The sequence below is a fragment of the Rhizobium etli CFN 42 genome (assembly GCF_000092045.1).
GTDB classification, from domain to species: Bacteria; Pseudomonadota; Alphaproteobacteria; order Rhizobiales; family Rhizobiaceae; genus Rhizobium; species Rhizobium etli.
Window position 1 is genome coordinate 134,100 of sequence record NC_007762.1, and the last position, 15,225, is coordinate 149,324.

Sequence of the window (15,225 nt, forward strand, 5' to 3'; positions counted from 1 at the left end):
ATGAAACAGGATTGTAGTCGTCCGCCCATTCGGCAATGGCGCTTCGGGCATGATCGAGACCGAAGAACAGGCTTTCGTTGAGCAGTTCGTCGCGCATCCGGCCGTTGAAGCTCTCGACATAGCCGTTCTGCATCGGCTTCCCCGGCGCGATGTAGTGCCAGTCAACCTTGTGATCCTTCGACCAAGCAAGGATAGCATTCGAGGTGAGTTCGGTGCCGTAACACCTTCGGAAGTCTGCGTTGAATGAGGCTTTGACCAGCTGCGTAGCCCCCATCAGGCGAAGCAGGTGGTCATAGCCAGGCCTCAGGTCTCACAGTGGTTTTGCGAAGCCACACTGTAAAGGAGACAGGCTATGACCGATTGTGACATTACCGCATTTACCCCCGTTCTGGCAGCTATCGATGTTTCCAAAGAACGCCACGAGGTGCTGATCGAAGCACCGGACAAAAAGCGTCGACGTCGAGTGATCGTGCTCAACAATCTCGATGAGTTCGATCGCCTCATCGGCCTGCTGCGTAGCTATCAGCGTCCTGTCCGTGTCGCCTTTGAGGCAACGGGAAACTATCATCGCGCATTGGCATATCGGCTCGGCTTAGCGGGCTTCGAGATCAAATTGATCTCGTCCATCGCACTGGCTCGGACCAGGGAGGCACTGCATAATTCCTGGGATAAAAATGATCCAAAGGATGCCCAGGTTATCCTCCATATGATGACCATTGGTGCCGAGCAGTTCTACCATGACCCGTTGATGCGCGGCACCAACGACATTCAGGAGTTGTCGAAGACCCACGATATGATCTCAAGGTCGAAGACCGAACTGTGGCATCGGATTCTGACGCATTACCTGCCGTTGTATTTCCCTGAAGCGGATCGCTTCCACCGCAGTTCGCGCAGCGACTGGTTCTTTGCTTTCCTTGAACTGTTTCCGTCTCCGCACTTCATCGCAGCCATGAACAAGGACGCTTTCATCAAAGCTGCCTGGGAGGTGGTTGGTCGCAAAGTTGGCAAAGAGCGTTTGTTGGCAGATATTTACGCAACGTCCGCCCGTTCGATAGGCCTTCCAGTTGCACCGGACTCTGACGCTATCTGCATGTTTCGTATGATCCTGGCCGAGGGCAGAAGCCTAATCGCCCAACGTAATGAGATCGAGGCGCGTGCGGTTGCGATGCTGAAGGACAACGCAGATTACCAGCTCTTATGCACAATCCCCGGCATTGGCCCAATCAATGCTCTGACAATCATGGCAGAAGCTGGGGACCTGCGCCGGTTTCAACACCATCGCCAGTTCCTGAAGTTCTGCGGCATGGATCTTGCGACAATCCAGTCAGGAATGTTTCGAGGCCAGACCAAACTCTCCAAATATGGAAATGCACGGCTGAGGCGGACCTTATGGATGGCAGCTCAAGTCGCGATATTGCAGCGCGCCAACAGCTTCCGCGACAAGTTCGAGCGATACATCACCAAGGACCGTCACAACACCCATTTACGTCGCAAGGCGTCAACAGCAATCGCCGCCAAGATGGCCCGCACCGTACATGCGGTTATCAAAAGCGGTGAACCTTATCGCCCCTTCTTTGAAGGGACGATCCACAGCGGAAGGACCCTTCTCTGACAGTGCCGTGGAGGCGTTGAGCTGCTCAGCGACCTCGTAGATAATGTTCAGGCCTTCCGCTCGACGGCAAAAAGGATCTCGTCTTAAGGACGGTGAGAGCCGCGATCATGCGTACTCTGTGTTTGTTATGGGAGAGACCGTTCGTTGACGATTGGCCGGGCCTACATCATAATTCAAACGCATCGGGAGACCGACGCGATAACGACCTGCTGCCAAAACGGCGTTTCATTCCGATTATAGGACGTTGTCGGAGACGATCATTCCGGGCTTGCCACGTCGTTCGATCAGCGTCGTCAGCTCCCGTGCGACGCGGCGGCCGGAGATCGAGGTGTCCGGGATTGCTGCCAGGCATTCGCGCGTCACGTCATCGACAATGTTGAGCACGCGGAATCGTCTGCCGCAGGCAAACTGGTCGTGCACGAAGTCCAGCGACCAGCGGGCATTGGCCTTCGCTTCGACCAGGATCGGTGCACGCGTGCCGACAGCACGGCGTCTGGCTTTACGCTTGCGAACGGAAAGACCCTCCTCGCGATAGAGCCGGTAGATGCGGTTTACCCCGGACAGCTCTCCCTCCCGCCGAAGCAGCACGAACAGCCGCCGGTAGCCGAAACGCCGACGCTCGTTGGCAAGGTCACGCAGCTTTGCTCGCAACTCCGTCTCCGGCGGTCGGTTCGCCTGGTAGCGGATCGTCTTGCGGTCGGCGGATATGATCTGGCAGGCCCGCCGCTCCGAAAGACCCATCACGGCCTTCAGATGCGTGACGGCTTCGCGCTTGGCGGCAGGCCCTACCATTTTTTTGCAAGAAGCTCGCGGAGCGCGGCCGCATCCAGCAACTGCTCGGCCAGCAGCTTCTTCAGTCTCGCGTTCTCGTCTTCAAGCGCCTTTAGCCGTTTCGCCTCGGAGACTTCCATACCGCCGTATTTGGCCTTCCAGTTGTAAAACGTCGCTTCTGAAATCCCGTGCTTGCGGCAGAGGTCGGCTGCCTTCGCACCAGCCTCCTGCTCCTTCAGCACCGCAATAATCTGCTCTTCGGTAAATCTCTGCTTCTTCATTCGTCCGTCCTTTGATGGGCCGGACTCTAATCAATTCTGGAGGAAATTCGCAGTGGCAGGTCAGAGATGATCAAATTCTTCACGACTGCAAGACCATGCCTTGTTGGTGTGGAAGCTTGCGCCACGGCGCATTATTGGGCCCGTGAACTGATTGTCAATGCCGCGTGGGCGGCGTGTTCCTGGCGCATCGTCGGCGAAAGCCGTTGCTCGAAGCTTCTAAAGAGCTCACAAAAGCGGCTGTAGCCGTAACCGTCGGGATGCGACCCACGATACTCCTCCCACAGGATGAGCAGAGTCACGCCGGGCTTCTTGAGTTCGACGGCAAGATCGGCCCAATTGGGTTCGACACGGCGTCTCGTGCCCTGTTTGATGCCGTTGCGAGCGAAGAGCTTGTTCTCGAGCGCATCGTCAGTGAGTTCGCCCGGCAACGGCCAGCTCAATCCAATTGCTGCCGCGCGCTGCTGTTATGCGGGTTCGTGACGAAAGTTCACGATCCGTTCGAGCTTAGCGTGTCGCCAGGAACAAATCTTGTTCCGACCCCAAATACCCCGCTCATTCGAACCGTGCAGCGCCGAATGAAAATCTGGCGCAGTACACAGGCCAATGCGCTGGTGTTCGGGCCATTCGCCGATGCGGCGCGGCAGACGGAAAGTATAGAGGTCGGGCAGTGAGATCATTACCGAACAATACAGGATCGTCATCCGCGCTCTTACCGCCAGGTTGGCCTTCGACAACCGACCCCACCGGAAAACATGATGACCGCCCGCGAAGCCGCCCGCTCGCTACAGCGCTATTGAGAGGCGCGCTCGCGAGCGGCTTCGCTACCTCCGTCACCTGCACCAGGTGCGGGGATACGATCGGAACAACCCGTGAGGCATTCGAGAACATCCGAGTGAGGCAACGGCATTATTTTCTGGGAACACTCTTGGGTGAGGCAATACGAGTCTCAACTAGATTGCGCTACGCACCGGTGCTGTTCAATTTTCGCTTCAAATGAGATTGAAATGTAGAAATCGAAAACTCTAGTGTAACCGAGCCTCCCGATAATCGTGAACATCAGATGACGGCATCTCTTCCGACCGAAGGGGCTGTGTTAGCTATGAGCACGCGGAGATAGGAATGTTGAAGGCAACGGGGCCGCTGTCGATCGTCTTGTTGGCCTCCACGCGCCCGTTCAACGACGCGCCGCCGTGTGCTGGCGGCGAGACGGCTGACGAGGAGCAATTGGCGCTTCGTCGGCCAATCTCCGCCTACAACACAGATTCTTCCACGCACGGCTTTGCGAACGCTACGTGCGAAAAGTTGAAATGGCCGCTCAACAGCTAGTTCCCCCGTCAACCGAGCAGCCGAAGCATGACCGGGAAAAGTCGGCATCCGAAGAATGGGATGTTTGGAGTTCATATACGCGTCGTTCTCCGAAGGGCGGCGCGATCCATCCGGTCCGCCACCGTCGCCGGACCAGGACGAGCGTAAATCCGGAGACCAACTCTTGTTCGATCTAAACAAAGGAGATTCGCAATGATGCGATGCTTTGAGAGATACCGCGTACATCTGAATCGCCTCTCCCTGTCGAACGCGGTGATGCGCCTGGTATCTGGCTATGCTCCTAGCGTGGGCGGCGCGATGGGTTGGAGCATGTTCTCCTTTGGGCCAGCTGCGGCCCAATCCGCAGGTGGCGGCACCGACCCGGCCACAATGGTTAGCAACATTTGCACGTTTATCCTTGGTCCGTTCGGCCAGTCACTCGCCGTTCTTGGAATCGTGGCGATCGGACTCTCCTGGATGTTCGGTCGCGCTTCACTGGGTCTTATCGCCGGCGTTGTCGGCGGCGTTGTCATCATGTTTGGAGCGAGTTTCCTCGGCAAGACGCTGACTGGAGGTGGTTGATTAGTAACCGTCTGGGAGAAGCCCTTTACCTGGCGGCGACACGGCCCGCATTGTTTCTTGGGGTGCCGCTAACGTTGGCCGGGCTATTTATGATGTCTGCCGGCTTTATCATCGTTATCGTTCAGAACCCGCTGTACGAAGTCGTACTCGTTCTCTTATGGTTCGGAGCGCGTCTTGTTGTGTACGAGACTTAATGCTGCCAGTGTGGTCCTGCTGGCGGCTCGTGGTGGATTGGACGACGCAGAATATGCCTGGGGTAACGAGTTGGAGCCCGAGGCCATGCCGATGGCAAGCATCTGGCAGGGGATTTCCGTGAGATCGTCGAAGCTTAAGGGTGCCGAACGCACCAGCGCCGTCGGGTCGTTCCCGGCAAACGGCCACGGCCTCTATGACATGATCGGCGACGTATGGGAGTGGACGACAGACTACTGGTCGACGAGTCACCCCGAGCTCGCACGACATTCCTGCTGCATCCCGAGCAACCCGCGCGGCGGCGATCCGGAGGCGAGCTACGATCCTCGGCAACCGGAAATTCGCATCCGCCGCCGGGTCCTGAAGGGCGGTTCGCATCTTTGCGCGCCGAACTATTGCCGGCGTTACCGCCCGGCCGCCCGACATGCCGAGCCGGAAGGCACCTCGACCAGCCATGTCGGCTTTCGCTGCATCAAAACATTGACGGGCTGAGGAGTGACGCGGGCGGGGGCATGAGTTCGCTTGGACTGTCGACAGTATGGATAGGGAGGAGCAGACTGCGGCTGAGCGCGACGCGATCCAGCTACGGACTGGCGTTCGCCAACTCGGGAGTGATCCGGCGCCCGCTTTCCGCAAGCCCGCTTCAAGGGCGTCGGCGACGTCGGTCTTGAAGCGTCTCTCCCGGATCTTCCGGCTGAACGTCTGCTCGAATCCGGGGTGGAAGCGCCTGAGATCGGCGAGGCCCGCGGGGGCCTGCGGAGATCCAAGCTGAGCGAGGGACGCGGCCCGCAACGCCCTGACGAGAAGGTCTCCGAATTCACCTGTTCTGCAAGGAGGGAGGCCGTCGACCATTCTTGCGATATGCGTTGAGCGCAAGAACCATCGTTGCTTCCCGCGGCGGCGGTTCGACGGCGCCCGAGCTTCTCCCGCCAGAGCGACACCTTCCTCGACCAGGCCGGCGGCGAACATGACGGTGGCAAGCTTGGCCGCTACCTTCGGACTGCCGGGATTGAGCGCCTGAGCGCGCCTGCCAGCTTCGATCGCAGCCTCGGGGCGCCCGCTCAGAAACTGCGCCACCATGAGGGCGGTGTTCGCCCGTGCAGAGAGGGGGGCCATCGCGACCGCCTGGTTAGCGAGGCCGAGCGGCCCATCCGTATCCGATGGATCGAGGGCGAGCTGCGTCCGTGCGAGCGTCGCCAGCACTTCCGCACCAGGTCGATCCCAGTCGACGGTGCGCCGCAGGCAGCGCTGCGCGGCACGGATGCTCGTCTCGCCCTGGGAGATCGAGGGGATGCCGGCCTTCAGGACGCAGACGTTGCCTGCGGCTCGGCCCGGCGCTCGTTCGATCTCGAATTGCCCGATCCCACCGAGCTCTCCGGCAAGCTTCAGTGAAAGCGACTGGACAAGCACCTCCCTCGCGGATACCGCCGATCGATCGTCGGCGTCGATTCCACGCCGTTCTTGACGACATGTCCGTCGGCGTCGTCGGTGACTTGCCACCAGATCGTCCGCACCGCTGATCGGCATAATATTTGAGTTCCGCCGAATAGAGATTTCTCCGGCCGTCGGTGGTCATGGGCTGCCCGGTCGACGTGGCAACCGTCAGCGTATCGAACCCCGTCAGCGCCGAAAGCAGAAAGTCCCTGGTAACGCTCGCCTCGCCCTCGAGCCGCTTCTCGGACGCCGACATGGTCACCGCAAGCAGAGGCTTTTCGATCACGACCGGCCGCGTACTCAACCGCGCCGCCCGCCCCGTAACGGATGTCAAACAGAGGATTGCGACAGCCGCGAAGCGCGGATACGGGAGAATGATTTTCCTTGCCCCTTGCTCTGAAGACTGCAACTCCTGCTCTCAGCCCGTCGCCTCGTCTTCCAGCTCTTCGGTCGGACCAATGTCCTCCTCCCCGAACGCCAGCCGATAGCGCCCTTTCGGCACGCTCAGCATGATCCGATGATCGCCGGACATAGTATTGCTTCAGGAAAGTCCGCACCCGACCGACTTCGATGCGAACAATGGGGTCGGCGGGATCGAAGCTATGGGGTCTCGCCAGCACGTCAATCGCAATGTCGTAGGCCTTGACGGGATCGTGGTGCCCTTCAAACCGTCTTTGCACCAGATACGACGGGATCGTGCGGCTGCGCTCCGTCGCCTGGAACTTCGGATCTTCCAGAAGGCGGCGAAACTCCACGCGCGCCGCATCCATGCTGGCTTCGCAAGCCCTGCCGTGCGTTCCCCAGCGTTCATAGCCGCCCCCCGCTAAGCCGTGGTTCAAGTCGAAACAGACCAGACGGTCTTATCGCTCAAATGACGAGAGGTTTGCAATCGGAGTTGCTGATATACCGTTGCATGATCGCGCCCAGGTAGCTCGGTGGCCCTCACTCCTGCCGTGTTTTAACATTCGCGACGCGGTCTTGCTGACCGCCGCGGGAGATGATCCAGGGGCCGGCGGCAAGGCGCGGCTATTGGCGGTAGCGCCGAAGGTCCGGACCAAGGGCGCCGATCCGGTCATTCGCCGATTGCTGACCGAAGACGCGGTACCGGCGTCCGCTCCGGGCAGCGCTCTGTCACGCTGGGCGGCAAACCGCCTGTTCGAGCGGCTCGAAAGTTTTGAGGCGGTGCGCGCACTGTCCGGCCGGTCCTCCTTCCGGATTTTTGGGCTGTGACGATGGCGGGATCGAGCACAGCCAAGACCAGTCGGCGACAGGCGAAAGGGCGACAGCAAGAAGTCCTGTACGATCGCGAGCTCGAGGACCTGCCGCCGGAGCTGCGCTGGCGGGAATAGATGCTGCGGGTCGAGGCGGTGTGATTTTTGCCTCGGCCGAGCCGATCAGGCGAGAGACCCTGGCGCGGGTGGTCGGCAAAGACTGTAGCATTGACCTGTTGATCGACGATCTCATCGAGGAGCTGTGGGATCGACCGTACGAATTGGTGTCGGTCGCGGGCGGCTGGCCGCACCAAACACGATCGCGGTTCGCCGAGACCATCCGAACTTCGGCAGCGCCAACAAGGGGAGGGGGCGGCGGCACTGTTCGAGTTCAAGGCGATGGTTGTTTTCCTCCCCGTTGCGGCCGTGCATCCTGGCGGCGACGGCGGCCGATTTGAGGGCGAGGCGATCGCGCCAACAGCCCAGCCATGGCGGGTCTGCACGGATTAGATCATCGAGCGATTTCAAAGCGATAGCTGCGGCAAAGGCAGCATCGGATTCGCTGACGTCGCGGCCGCGTGCCAATCCCCAACCTGGTAGACGGTGAGGCCATGGCGACGTCGTTGGAGCGGCGGCAATGAGCGAATCCGTGCGGAAGAGCATAAACATGAGCGCGGTTTTTGCCACCAATAAAGGATCAAACCGCACACCTTGCCGGCACGGTGATATGAACGATAAACTTCCATTGTCGTTCATTAGAGAAATGACGCAAATCACCGAGCAAAACAGCGAAATTCACGTCGAGGCGGGCTCTTCTCCGCCCCTCAGCACGGCGGCCGCCGGTGACATTTCCGCGCCGCAGTGGTCGGCCGCCATCTCGTTCCGTGTGGTGCCGCCGGCAAGGGTTGGGTGCTTCCGCCCGACCCACAGACGGTCGGCCTCTACATCACCGCTTGTGCCGCCGGGAGTGACGGGATCACCGCCTCGCGCGACAATCGCCGGTCGCAAGTCGAATTCGGTCAAACGATCGAGCGGCGACTTTCGGCGCTGACCTGGAATTATGCCCGGCGTGGCACAACGCTCGACCGAAAGGACCGCCATGTCGCTACTGTGCTCGCCGCGATCCGCAACACCCACGCCACGCAACCCCGCCAGAAGGAAGCGGCGCTGCCCGAACACCTGATCGCCATGCTGGAGACGTTGCCCTGCGGCACCTTCTGGGGACTGCGCGACCGGGCGATGCTGCTGATCGGTTTTGCCGGCGGGCTGCGGCGTTCCGAGATCGTCGGGCTCGACGTCGGCCGCGACCAAACGAAGGAAAGCCGCGGCTGGGTCGAGATTCTTGACAAGGGCATGGTCGTCACGGTGCGGGGAAAGCGCGGCTGGCGAAGTGGAAATCGGCCGCGGCTCGTCGGACGCCACCTGCCCGATCGTGACGCTGCAGACCTGGCTCAACCTTGCGAGGATCGCGCACGGCCCCCTGTTCCGGCGGGTGACCGGTCAAGGCAAGGATGTTGGCCCCGAACGGCTGCTGGATCAGGAAGTGGCGCGCCTCGTCAAGAAGGCGGCACTGGCTGCCGGCGTGCGACCCGACCTTACCGAAACCGAGCGTGCGGAAAAGTTCTCCGGCCACTCGCTGCGCGCAGGCCTGGCCTCCTCGGCCGAGGTCGAGGAGCGCTAAGTGCAGAAGCAACTCGGTCACGCATCCGCCGAGATGGCCGCAAGTACCAGCGCCGGCGCGACCGCTTCCGGGTCAACCTTACCAAGGCATCCGGGCTTTGACACGCCCCCTCCTCTGCCACCGTGCGGCGGCAAAGAAAACTCGAGGGTTTTCAGATTGGCATTCAGCCGACCGCGGAGGGCTGAAGCGGCGGCTGCCAACGCCGCGTTACAGCATCGCATGCCGACGGCCCGGGCCAGGCGTCGTAGGAGCAGATCCCATCAGCCGCAGCAGCCTTTGGTCTGCGATTATCCGCCTTCATCGCGACGGCCTTTGCCCAGGAGACCCCGGAGGCAGCAAGCGCTCAATGGCGCAGTGTCGCCGATCAAATCAGACCGAAAGTGCCGAAGCTTGCCACCATCATGGACGACGCTGAAGAGGACGTGCTCGCCTACATGGCCTTCCCGAAAGAGCACCGGGCAAAGCTGCACTCGATGAATCCAATTGAGCGTCTCAACGGCGAAATCAAGCGACGCACCGAGGTCGTCGGCATCTTTCCGAACGACGAAGCCATCGTCCGTCTCGTCGGTGCATTGCTGCTCGAACAGAATGATGAATGGGCCGTTCAACGCGCCAGGTATATGACGCTTGAGACCATGGCCCAAATGAGCGATGATCCCCAAATCAGCCTGCCCGCTGTGGCACGCTGATATCCCCTTCCGACCCATGTCGGGAAAGCACGGCCATCAGCCGCGACCTACACCACCTCCCGGGACACGATCATAGTACGATTTGGCACATACCTTGCTCAGACCACGGTGAAGGCTCACACACCCGATTGTGTCACACCGTCGGGCGGAGACCTGCCTTCACGAAGCCAACAAATCAACAGGAGGCAAGAAATGGGACAGTACGTAATCGAGTTTAAACAGAATCCAGACTTCGTGCTCGGGGTTGACGACCAGAAGGAGGGCGCTAAGGTTGTACTCCGCAAAAAAGACTCGACGGTTTATCGCCACGCTCTCTGGGATCTGAACTCAGATAGTGGCGCCATCACGTTGAACTCGAGCGCTGGCAATCTGGCGATTGGATCCGATCGCCTTGATCCACAAGCTCAGCTCTCGCTCAAGGTTTACAACCCCACCGACGAGAAGCAGCGATGGGAGTTGCTCAAGAAACCAGGCTTCATCCTTAGCAACGGCGACAACCGGCTGTGCATTGACAACGACGCTCGTGGAACGAGTACCGGCAATCGGATCTGGCTATTCCAGTTTAACGGTTCGCCTGCTCAACAATGGAATTTCGTCTCTCTTTCGAATAGGCTCATGTCGACCTTTCAAGAGGCTGCCGAGTAATCCTCGAGCATCGGATTGGCCGAATCTTCGATAGCTCCCCTGCGGCCGCCAAAAATTCCAATCGCGCAAGACCTGCAACGAGATGCAGGGGCTCCTTCGGGGGCCTCTGTTTCAACGGCTCTGCGGCGGCTCGGCCATCCCCCTGATCAAGGAAGCTATGGCGGCTGGCGAAATCATCTGGGCACATGCCCCATGCGGCGCGGTTCAAGGAAGCTCGGAAAGTAGCTGCCTTTGCGCAGCTTCGGGATGCGAAGCTCGACCTCTGCACCCGTGGCCGAGCCTACTTCCAGCTCCATCCGCCGCTCGGCGGCAAAGCCAATCATCTCACGCAATAATCTGCATCCGCGCTCTTCTCAACGAGGGAGCGCACGTCATCATGTCATTGGTCATTGGTCATTGGTGGTCTTTCCGTCAGGTTGGTCTTAAACACCCGACCCTAGCGGAAAACACCGATGGCCGCCCGCAAAGCCGATCACCCGCTACAGCGCAACGAGAAGCGCGCGGGCACTCGGCTTTGCTACCTCCCGCCACCTACACCACGTACTGGGACACGATCCGTACTCTATTTCCTTCGAAAGGAATCCATGCGCGCCGCAAGGCAAGTGTTGCGGTGTTCGCGAAAGCTTTCTGTGTTCCTGCGTGCCATGTGTACATCAGGCGAAGCGGTCAGATGGCCGGCGCTAAGGCAAAGGGGACACACGTGACCGATATACCCCTCAGGGCCTGCTTACACCAAGAAATCGCCCGAACAGGTCGGTGGCGCAGTTAAAACTAATCCTCACAGCGCGAGTGCCTGATCATCAAGGTAGCCGGAAATCCCACTTTGGTCGAGACATCCTATTCAACGCCATGAAGAGGCAGCCACAAAGCTGGCTTCCAAGAGAACTTTTAGCCTAACCATCAATTCTAAAAAGCTAAAAAGCCAGGTTGCCAGCAACGCGATCACAACTCTCGCAACGTTGTCACCCGAATTCCCAGGGGCCATCTTCGGCGTCAACGCCGGAGGCCCTATCTGACTTTCAAAGCATAGAACTACGTCAGGTATTGGACATATGTGTGAAGAATCCGACACGGCACTAGGCTGTGCGATCATGATATGGAGGCCGCAGCCCAACGACAATTATCAATCGGCTTCGCTGATCGATTAAGCTGGCGAAGCCTGCCGTCATAGCCGCATTTGGCACGCTCGTGCAGATGCGCGCCAGCAATGACGAAATTGCCAAGCGGCGGGAAATCGCCACAGGACCTGAGTCTGTCGTCAAAAAATCCATACATGGTAGAAGTTACCCCTCACTTCCGGCGAACACGGTATCGGCATCTCGCGGATACCAACTCTCGAACCTTTGGGGTGGGAGGGGAGCGCGAGGGGAAGCGGCCACGGGGCTCACCTCGCCCTGCTGTGGTCGGGTCCCACCCGCCGGGACAGATAAGTCCAGCAAAAGGCCCGATGATGTGAACTGACCCCCGAAGGTCGATGTCCAGCTTTCGGGGGTCAATCCAGATGGTCCGGGGCCTAGGGTCGGGGCGTCACGCCGATGCTTCGTGCAAGGCTCCCTGCCCTTCACTCCGGTTTGCAGGTACTTGCCGTCAGATTTTTTCGGTTCCATAAATTAGATTATGCGATATGTTATTGTAGCCGCAAAGTTAAAGTGTCCTGTTTCTGCAAAGTTAGAATGTCACTCTCTTCCCGTTTTTGATGACGGTGGAGATTGCGGATGGGATTGATAGCGATGAGCGAGCGCCATCTGCAGCGGATCGAGATTTTGTCGAAGGTGGTCGACGGCCGCATGACGTTGGTGTCGGCGGCACATGTGCTTGATCTGAGCGAGCGCCAGGTGCGTCGGCTGCTGGATCGGATCCGCACTGACGGCGCGGCATCGATAAGGCACAAGGCGATCGGTCGGCCATCGAACAACCGGATCAGCGACGGCGTTCGCGATTATGCGATGACGTTGGTTGGCGAACGCTATGCGGATTTCGGTCCGACGCTGGCGGCCGAGAAGCTGGCCGAACGCGATGGATTGCGTGTGTCGCGCGAGACGTTGCGCAGCTGGATGGTGGAGGCTGGCCTGTGGCTATCTGCCAAGCAGCGGCGGACGTTTCATCAGCCGCGGCTGCGGCGCGAGGCCTATGGCGAGCTGGTGCAGATCGACGGGTCGGAACACCGCTGGTTCGAGGATCGCGGGCCGCCGTGCTCGCTGCTGGTGTTTGTCGACGATGCGACTGGCAGATTGATGCAGTTGCGGTTTGTGCGCTCGGAAAGCGCCTTCAGCTATTTCGAGGCACTGGCGCTATACCTCAGGCGTCACGGCGCGCCTGTGGCCTTCTACTCCGACAAGCATTCGGTATTCCGGGTGGCGAAGAAGGACGCCAAGGGTGGCCAGGGGATGACCCAGTTCGGGCGGGCGCTTTGCGAGCTAAACATCGAGATTCTTTGCGCAAATTCGAGCCAGGCCAAAGGTCGCGTCGAGCGCATGAACCGGACGCTGCAGGATCGGCTGGTCAAGGAATTACGGCTGGCGGGAATCTGCGACATGGAGACTGGCAATGCGTTTTTGCCTGGCTTCATGGAGCACTACAATGCGCGGTTTGCGATCATCCCTGCCCGGTCCGAGGATTTGCACCGGCCGCTGAATCTGGCCCCGGGTCGGTTAACTGAGGTCCTTTGCAAGCGCGAGCAGCGTTACGTCGGGGCGCAGTTGACGTTTTCGTTTGAACGCAAGCGGATCATGCTGGAGGAGACCGAGGTGACGCGCGGTCTGGTGGGCCGCTATGTCGAGACCTATGCCTATGCTGACGGCCGCCTGGATGTGCGCTGGAAGGGACATTCCCTGCCCTACACGGTGTTCGACAAGGACCAGCGGGTGACGCATGCGGCAATTACCGAGAACAAGCGGCTCGGTGATGTTCTGGCCTATATCAAGGAGCGTCAGGACCAGCAGGAAAAGCCGGTCGTGAAGAGCAACAGCGACAAAAATGGCTATAAGCCGAGAGGTCGCAAGCCCGGAAGGCGCACGGACTACATGAATGATCCGGCGGTGATTGCGCGGCGAGAGAAAGCGCTGTTGAGGCAGCAGGCTGCCGAGTGAACCGTCGATCGGATAGTCTCAAAGCTCACATGAGGATTTTGCCGTCAAGATCAATCATAGTTTCATAGCTTGTTCCCTTCAATTTCGTTTCGAACCCATGGTCTGAGCCACTTTGCTTGACGCGGCACGTTTCCGTCACCGGTTCAAACTCACATACGGTCGCCGTTTTGTCCGGCAGCACCATTATCCCGCTTGCGTAGCGGCAAGGCTCAGGAGAACGGGACCAATCTAAAGCGCGGCATTTAAAGCCCGACTTTGAGGCGGTTCGCTCACCTGGATCCGCCAGGAGTGATCAGTCCTGGAAGATTTGTGTATTCGGCAATCTTTTGGGGTCGTCAGGCGGTCTTCATGACAGCCCCCTCGATGACAACACCCGCGGTGACAAACTTCCACAGTGCGATAAGGAGTTTGCGCGCCAGGGCCACTATCGCGGCTTTTTTTAAGCGTCCACCATTCGACTGAACCCGATCCACAAACCAACGGCTAAGCGCTGATGCTGGCTGATTGCGTAGCCACAACCAAGACAGTTGGATCATCGTGGTGCGCAGCCGAGGGTTTCCTGCCTTTGAGACACCCTGTTCGTGGTCGATGGTCCCGCTCATCCATGGGGTTGGTGTCAAACCTGCATAGGCGGCAATCTGCCGCCGATTATCAAAATGCCGGGACAGGGCTTCGGTCCAAAGAACGGCGGCAAATTCAGCGCCAACACCCTTCAAGGACAGCAGCATCGCTGCGGGCGAGGTTGCCTCAACCGCTGGCTGCTCGTCCATCGATAGGAGAGAATTACGCTCGCTCTCCACTGCAGCGATCTGTTCTAGCAGCAACTCGAGACGGTCGAGTTCGCGATTGATTTGAGCCTTCAGGTGTTTCGGTAACTCGCGCCCATCTCCGGTCTGGAGTTCCTCCAGCCGCTGACGGCGATCCTTACGGAGCGGTTGATAGCCGCTGACGCCTTGAGCGAAGAGTAGCCCCTTCACGCGATTGACATGCCTGACCCGCTCAGCAATCAAAACTTTGCGTTCCCGGCAAATCCGACGTCGATCTTCGTCCTTCGGATCTGGCGCTCTGACCATCGCACATACGCGAGGCTCGCCGCGCTTGAATGCAAGCAATGTGCGCGTCAGAGCCTCTCCATCGATCTTGTCGGTCTTGGCACGCCGACGTCGACGGGAAGTCGCGATCGAAGCTGCGTCGACGACGTAACTTTCGATGCCGTGAGTCTCCAGCACGCGGTGTATCCAGAAGCCGTCCAATCCTGCCTCCTGGATCGTCACGATGGGAAATAACTTCCCTGTTCTCAACCGCGCCTTCTGTTGTAGCTGCTCAAATCGATCCAGCAGCTCGGCTACATTGCCACCGGCCACTACGTGCTTCGACATCTTCTCGCCACTGCCAGGCGACAGCGAAGTGATCAACCAGGTCGATCGGCTCAGTTCCAATGATACAAAAATTGCGCCAAGATCAATGCGGACAGCGGTCGGATGAATGGATGCAGGTTCCATAAACTGCTCCTCCTGAGCGAGTGTTTTGATGCAACCTCACTCTGCCAGAGCGGCGGCCGCTGTTCACTCCTCATGGGATCTAAAGCCGAAGGGGTGTCTCTCACCCGCCCCGATCTGCTCTTGCAACCGGTATCAGCCGCTCAGATCGGGGCTGATCGGTGTGCCGCGTAGCAACCTCGCGGACATTTCTACTTTGCACAACGGCGGACATTCCAACTTCCCCGCCACAGT

General features: G+C 59.3%; 8 protein-coding genes and 11 pseudogenes. 13 read left to right on the top strand and 6 right to left on the bottom strand.

Features of this window, described 5'->3' with window-relative positions:
• Positions 1–10: 10 nt before the first annotated feature.
• Positions 11–217: pseudogene (locus RHE_RS21685) on the bottom strand (integrase core domain-containing protein); the annotation flags it as partial.
• Between the two features lie 135 nt (positions 218–352).
• On the opposite strand from RHE_RS21685, the gene RHE_RS21690 reads away from it, so the two are divergent.
• Entirely contained in the window at positions 353–1,612 is a 1,260-nt protein-coding gene (locus RHE_RS21690) for an IS110-like element ISRel25 family transposase (RefSeq protein ID WP_011053446.1), read from the top strand.
• 243 nt (positions 1,613–1,855) lie between these two features.
• On the opposite strand, the pseudogene RHE_RS21695 reads toward RHE_RS21690, so the two are convergent.
• A pseudogene (locus RHE_RS21695) lies at positions 1,856–2,664 on the bottom strand (IS3 family transposase); the annotation flags it as partial.
• Positions 2,665–2,721: 57 nt separating this feature from the next.
• On the opposite strand from RHE_RS21695, the pseudogene RHE_RS35140 reads away from it, so the two are divergent.
• Positions 2,722–2,814, top strand: a pseudogene (locus tag RHE_RS35140) (hypothetical protein); the annotation flags it as partial.
• A gap of 17 nt (positions 2,815–2,831) precedes the next feature.
• Here RHE_RS35140 and RHE_RS34465 read toward each other — a convergent pair.
• Positions 2,832–3,122: pseudogene (locus RHE_RS34465) on the bottom strand (IS21 family transposase); the annotation flags it as partial.
• A gap of 661 nt (positions 3,123–3,783) precedes the next feature.
• Here RHE_RS34465 and RHE_RS34470 point away from each other — a divergent pair.
• The 7 genes and pseudogenes from RHE_RS34470 to RHE_RS32065 form a co-directional block, all read left to right on the top strand.
• Positions 3,784–3,990 (top strand): hypothetical protein, encoded by a 207-nt coding sequence (locus tag RHE_RS34470; RefSeq protein ID WP_225882632.1) that lies wholly within the window; start codon positions 3,784–3,786, stop codon positions 3,988–3,990.
• A 195-nt stretch (positions 3,991–4,185) separates the two neighbouring features.
• On the top strand, positions 4,186–4,551 hold the full coding sequence (virB2, locus tag RHE_RS21715; RefSeq protein ID WP_077991700.1) for a pilin major subunit VirB2: 366 nt from the start codon (positions 4,186–4,188) through the stop codon (positions 4,549–4,551).
• A gap of 62 nt (positions 4,552–4,613) precedes the next feature.
• A complete protein-coding gene (locus tag RHE_RS35145) occupies positions 4,614–4,745 on the top strand; it encodes a hypothetical protein (RefSeq protein ID WP_406550286.1) in 132 nt (43 codons plus the stop codon).
• A 19-nt stretch (positions 4,746–4,764) separates the two neighbouring features.
• Positions 4,765–5,235: pseudogene (locus RHE_RS21725) on the top strand (SUMF1/EgtB/PvdO family nonheme iron enzyme); the annotation flags it as partial.
• A gap of 393 nt (positions 5,236–5,628) precedes the next feature.
• Positions 5,629–6,135, top strand: a complete 507-nt coding sequence (locus RHE_RS21730; RefSeq protein ID WP_011427416.1) for a hypothetical protein — start codon at positions 5,629–5,631, stop codon at positions 6,133–6,135.
• A 1,065-nt stretch (positions 6,136–7,200) separates the two neighbouring features.
• Positions 7,201–7,407: pseudogene (locus RHE_RS21740) on the top strand (DUF1403 family protein); the annotation flags it as partial.
• 2 nt (positions 7,408–7,409) lie between these two features.
• Positions 7,410–7,796, top strand: a pseudogene (locus tag RHE_RS32065) (SMC-Scp complex subunit ScpB); the annotation flags it as partial.
• A 48-nt stretch (positions 7,797–7,844) separates the two neighbouring features.
• Here the strand turns inward: RHE_RS32065 and RHE_RS32070 are convergent.
• Positions 7,845–8,144: pseudogene (locus tag RHE_RS32070) on the bottom strand (DUF1403 family protein); the annotation flags it as partial.
• A gap of 125 nt (positions 8,145–8,269) precedes the next feature.
• On the opposite strand from RHE_RS32070, the pseudogene RHE_RS21745 reads away from it, so the two are divergent.
• The 3 genes and pseudogenes from RHE_RS21745 to RHE_RS21755 form a co-directional block, all read left to right on the top strand.
• A pseudogene (locus tag RHE_RS21745) lies at positions 8,270–9,170 on the top strand (site-specific integrase); the annotation flags it as partial.
• A 186-nt stretch (positions 9,171–9,356) separates the two neighbouring features.
• A pseudogene (locus RHE_RS21750) lies at positions 9,357–9,758 on the top strand (IS256 family transposase); the annotation flags it as partial.
• Between the two features lie 192 nt (positions 9,759–9,950).
• Positions 9,951–10,403: an RICIN domain-containing protein gene (locus RHE_RS21755; RefSeq protein ID WP_011427421.1), complete on the top strand. Its 453-nt coding sequence runs from the start codon at positions 9,951–9,953 to the stop codon at positions 10,401–10,403.
• A 194-nt stretch (positions 10,404–10,597) separates the two neighbouring features.
• Here RHE_RS21755 and RHE_RS33015 read toward each other — a convergent pair.
• Positions 10,598–10,793, bottom strand: a pseudogene (locus tag RHE_RS33015) (IS256 family transposase); the annotation flags it as partial.
• A 1,325-nt stretch (positions 10,794–12,118) separates the two neighbouring features.
• Between RHE_RS33015 and RHE_RS21760 the strand changes: the two are divergent.
• Entirely contained in the window at positions 12,119–13,492 is a 1,374-nt protein-coding gene (locus RHE_RS21760; protein ID WP_011427422.1) for an ISNCY-like element ISRel26 family transposase, read from the top strand.
• 335 nt (positions 13,493–13,827) lie between these two features.
• Here RHE_RS21760 and RHE_RS21765 read toward each other — a convergent pair whose 3' ends face one another.
• Entirely contained in the window at positions 13,828–14,994 is a 1,167-nt protein-coding gene (locus tag RHE_RS21765; protein WP_011053406.1) for an IS110-like element ISRel9 family transposase, read from the bottom strand.
• Between the last annotated feature and the right edge of the window lie 231 nt (positions 14,995–15,225).

Excerpts from the sequence above, each read along its gene's own strand:
- RHE_RS21690 (WP_011053446.1), top strand. The coding sequence starts at position 353 with ATGACCGATTGTGACATTACCGCATTTACCCCCGTTCTGGCAGCTATC.
- RHE_RS34470 (WP_225882632.1), top strand. The coding sequence starts at position 3,784 with ATGTTGAAGGCAACGGGGCCGCTGTCGATCGTCTTGTTGGCCTCCACG.
- virB2 (WP_077991700.1), top strand. The coding sequence starts at position 4,186 with ATGCGATGCTTTGAGAGATACCGCGTACATCTGAATCGCCTCTCCCTG.
- RHE_RS21755 (WP_011427421.1), top strand. The coding sequence starts at position 9,951 with ATGGGACAGTACGTAATCGAGTTTAAACAGAATCCAGACTTCGTGCTC.
- RHE_RS21760 (WP_011427422.1), top strand. The coding sequence starts at position 12,119 with ATGGGATTGATAGCGATGAGCGAGCGCCATCTGCAGCGGATCGAGATT.
- RHE_RS21765 (WP_011053406.1), bottom strand. The coding sequence starts at position 14,994 with ATGGAACCTGCATCCATTCATCCGACCGCTGTCCGCATTGATCTTGGC.